This is a genomic window from Streptomyces sp. NPDC059900 (genome assembly GCF_050270335.1).
Taxonomy (GTDB): Bacteria; Actinomycetota; Actinomycetes; order Streptomycetales; family Streptomycetaceae; genus Streptomyces.
Genome location: NZ_JBNNJZ010000958.1, coordinates 1 through 1,969 on the forward strand (window position 1 = coordinate 1; position 1,969 = coordinate 1,969).

At 72.3% G+C, this 1,969-nt stretch carries 2 protein-coding genes; one reads left to right on the top strand and one right to left on the bottom strand.

From position 1 onward, the window contains the following. Positions 1-299: 299 nt before the first annotated feature. The gene (locus ACQKIP_RS46150) at positions 300-890 is read right to left on the bottom strand and encodes a helix-turn-helix domain-containing protein (RefSeq protein WP_365857132.1); all 591 of its coding nucleotides are present in this window, start codon (positions 888-890) and stop codon (positions 300-302) included. A 169-nt stretch (positions 891-1,059) separates the two neighbouring features. On the opposite strand from ACQKIP_RS46150, the gene ACQKIP_RS46155 reads away from it, so the two are divergent. Continuing rightward, positions 1,060-1,836 carry a hypothetical protein gene (locus ACQKIP_RS46155; protein ID WP_365856802.1) on the top strand — a complete coding sequence of 259 codons (777 nt, stop codon included), beginning with the start codon at positions 1,060-1,062 and terminating at the stop codon, positions 1,834-1,836. Positions 1,837-1,969: the final 133 nt, after the last annotated feature.

A 1,969-nucleotide genomic window follows, 5' to 3' on the forward strand; every position in this document is an offset into this window, starting at 1 on the left:
AGAAGTACCTGGACGGGGAAGGTGAGCCTCACCAGTCGATCCCTTCACGGAGGTGGTCGACCAGTCGGCGGGCAGCCTCAGCTCGACCACCGGTTGCGGATGGCCTGCTGAGGCTCTGCGACGATTAGAGACTCATCGTGCTCATTGCCTGTTGAGAGGGAAGCGCTGGCCCCCATCGGACACGTCGCCAGTGCTTGCGGTTCTCGAATGAGCAACTCGCAGCCTAATAGCACGAGTTGCCGATCGCCAGCATTCAGGGCCGGTAGATGGGCTGCCGCTTGGGGACTCAGGATCCGAGATCACCGGTCGGGTGAAACAGACATGGGAGCGGGCGTGACGGCGGGCGGCCACGGTGCGCAGTCGAGGGGCTGCGGCTGTTCACGGGGCGCGGTCTGCGATGCGCAATGCGTGGACCAGGTCGTGGGTGCCGGGGCCGGGGGGTCAGGAGGCTGCGCCAGGAGTTGTTCGGCGGCGAGCAGACGGGCGCGCATGGTGGCCCGGCTGATGCCGAGGTTCCGGGCGGTCTGCCGGGCGTCGGTGCCGGCCTCGATCCAGGCCCACAGGTTCTGGCGAATGGTGTGATGAGTGGCCGCTTGCGCTGCCAGCAGGCCGTCCGCCGAGGGCAGCGGCCCGTGCTCGGATACGGCTCTGTTCTCCGGCCGGGGGAGGTCGGTGACCGCCAGGGCCAGGGCGAGACCGGCGCGGCCGCGAGGGCACTGCAGGTTCAGGCCGAGGGCGTCTTGGACACGCCCCAGATGGGCGGTGACGGTGTTGCGGCTGATGCCGAGCAGCTGCGCGACACCGGAGCGGGGGAAGTTCAGGGCGAGGCTGGTGATGTCGAAGGTGAGCTGCGGGGCGGCCTGATCGGCTCCAGGAGGGCGCGGGCCCAGGCGGGGGTCTGATGGCGAGGGAGCACCGGCGTCGCACTGGCGTTCAGGCGCTGGGGTTGAATGGCCGGCAGCTGAGTCGGGCCTTCCCTGCGGCCGCCGACCGGCTCTACGCTCCTCCCGTGGCCGTCAGCTCGCACCCAGGCGTCATCGCCGCTACCCGGGGGAGACCGTGGACGTCCCGACGTTGATCCTTTTGGGGGCGGCGGGCGGTCTGTTGCGCGGGGCCCTGGACGTGTACACCCGTTTCGTGTCCTGGCAGGCCGACCGCCGGGCGCATCGGCAGATGGCCGCGTCAGGAGCGGCCCATGGTGAAGCTCCGCAGTTCCAGGTGTACTTCGACCCGGCCGTCGACACGGCTGCCGCCGTCGTGCACAGCGTGATGGGTGCCGGGGCCGCGGTGCTGTTCGGCACCACGGGACAGATAAGCGGTGCGTACGCCGCCCTGGTCGTCGGCCTTTCGGCCCCCATGCTGCTCACCCAACTCGGGCGCATCCAGACGGTCAACGAAGCGGTGACGGGCGAGCGGTCGCCGGTCGCGGGGACGGAGCCCGTCGCGCAGGCCGGCGGCCCTGTGGCTGCCGAGGTGGGCGGCGGCGCTGATGCCCCCGGCGCCATCAGCGCGCCGAGTGCCGCATCCCCCGTAGCTCCGCCTGCTGCCCCGCTCCGGACGGAGCCCGCCCCGGCACCCTCCGCAAACCCGACGCCCCCGGCGGCCTCGTCGCGGCCGACGCCCTCGCCCGGACCGCCGCTCCCGGCCGCGGACGCGCGCACCCCGGAGCCGGCGGGCGGCGAAGCCCCGGCAGAGCGGCCGCAACTGCCCGACCCCACGCGGACCGGGGACAGCCCTCTCCCGCCGAGCCCGGCCGACGGAACGGGACCTGGCTTCGACGGCCCGGGCGCGTCACGATGGCGGCAGCGGCCGGCGATCGGTGAGGAGGGACTGTGAACTCAGCTCCGCACCTGCTGAACCAGGACCGCCCGGAGTACGAGCAGATCCTCGACGACGCCTTGCGCGACGCCCCCCATCGGCCGGAACTGGCAGCCGTGGGCGGGCGGCTCAGTGCGGAGCAACTGCGCAC